Below are 1,863 nucleotides of genomic sequence, written 5' to 3' on the forward strand. Positions count from 1 at the left end.
TTCTTCCTTCTTCCTTCTTCCTTCTTCCTTCTTCCTTCTTCCTTCTTCCTTCTTCCTTCTTCCTTCTTCCTTCTGCCGTCAATTAATCGCGGGCAATACCTTCGGATCGGGCGGCCAACTGCACTGCACCGGCGACAGCAATGGCAACTCTTTCGTCAAAAACAGATGGTATAATGTGTTCTTTGTCAAGCTGGGAAGGACTGACTAAAGAGGCGATCGCATAAGCTGCCTCTAAATACATACTGGCCGTAATCGTGGCAGCTTTGCAGTCCAAAGCACCTCGAAATATCCCCGGAAATGCCAAAACATTGTTAATTTGATTCGGGTAGTCGCTGCGTCCGGTTGCTACGATCGCCGCATCTTCCATAATTAATTCTGGCTGAATTTCGGGAATGGGATTTGCCATTGCAAAAACAATGGGATTTTCGGCCATCAAACGCACCATCGAACGGGTGAGCACTCCGGGCGCGCTGACCCCTAAAAATACATCGGCACCGGCGATCGCATCTTCCAAAGTACCGCTGGAGGGCACAGCAAATTCTAGTTTTTCTGGGTTCATATCCGTGCGGTCTTGGGAGAGGACGCCTTTGGAGTCGCACATGATGATGTTTTGGGCACCTGCTTTACGCAGCAACCGGGCGATCGCGACTCCGGCCGCACCGGCTCCGTTAATCACGATACACACTTCTGCTATTGTTTTTTTCACGAGTTTCAAGGCATTAATTAATGCTGCCAAACTGACAATCGCAGTGCCGTGCTGGTCGTCGTGAAAAATCGGAATATCTAAGGTTTCCCGCAATCTTGCTTCGATTTCAAAGCAGCGGGGAGAAGAAATATCTTCGAGGTTAACGCCGCCAAAAACCGGGGCGATATTCTGCACTGTGCGAATAATTTCCTCGGTATCTTGGGTATTCAAACAGATAGGAAAGGCGTCAATACCTGCAAATTCTTTAAATAGCATGGCTTTGCCTTCCATGACTGGCAGCGCGGCAGCAGGGCCGAGGTTTCCCAGTCCCAAAACTGCGCTACCGTCGGTAACAATGGCAACAGTATTGTTTTTGATTGTGAGGTTATAAACTTGTTGGGGGTCATTGGCGATCGCAGTGCAGATGCGGGCGACTCCAGGGGTGTAGGCCATTGCCAAATCCGACTGGCGTTTGAGGGAAATTTTGCTAATGACGCTGATTTTTCCGCCGCGGTGCAAGTTGAAAGTGCGATCGTACACGTCGATCACTCTGATATCTGGCAGTGCTTTCACTGCTTGAACTATTTCTTCACTGTGCTCGGTGCTGTAAGCATCGACGGTGATATCGCGAACTGTAGTGGCGCGGGTTTGCTCGATCAAGTCGATTTGGCCGAAGTTGCCGCCGACAGATGCGATCGCGCTAGTGACTCTTGCGAGCATTCCCGGCTGGTTCGGCAGAGCAACCCGAATTGTTAAACTAAAGCTGGGGTTTGGTGTCAGTTTTACCATGATGTCTTGATTTCAGATTTGAGAATTTCAATCTTAGATTTTATCGCCAATGTTAGGCATAAAATTTAATAATTCAAATTTTCAACTGAAATTTTTAACAAATTCTATGAGCCTGTGATACGATCGCTCTGCACTGCCTTTGGTTGCCGCGGGGAAACTCATCTTTTTTTGAGTTGAGCTTTGCTCTGTGTATAGCTTGTGACTCGCCCACAAACAGCCTATTTTCTGTCAACTTCCCCGCGAACCGCGAATATGAAGCGCGGACCTCTAAACCCGGTTTCTGAGGTCAATCGATTTTAGATTTTAGATTTTAGATTTTAGATTGAAGCATTGACAAGGCCCAAAAACGGATACCGTGCCACGTACTTAAGTCGTGGAAAGATAAAAAT

The 1,863-nt window shown here is 47.7% G+C and carries 1 protein-coding gene; it reads right to left on the reverse strand.

What is annotated here, in order from left to right:
• Nucleotides 1-82 precede the first annotated feature (82 nt).
• Nucleotides 83-1,474 (reverse strand): malic enzyme-like NAD(P)-binding protein, encoded by a 1,392-nt coding sequence (locus QUB61_RS39175; RefSeq protein WP_333133539.1) that lies wholly within the window; start codon nucleotides 1,472-1,474, stop codon nucleotides 83-85.
• Between the last annotated feature and the right edge of the window lie 389 nt (nucleotides 1,475-1,863).

This window comes from Microcoleus sp. C2D2 (assembly GCF_036702495.1).
In the GTDB taxonomy this organism is placed as follows: domain Bacteria; phylum Cyanobacteriota; class Cyanobacteriia; order Cyanobacteriales; family Microcoleaceae; genus Microcoleus.

Coding starts and splice junctions, on each gene's coding strand:
- QUB61_RS39175 (WP_333133539.1), bottom strand. CDS start 1,474: ATGGTAAAACTGACACCAAACCCCAGCTTTAGTTTAACAATTCGGGTT.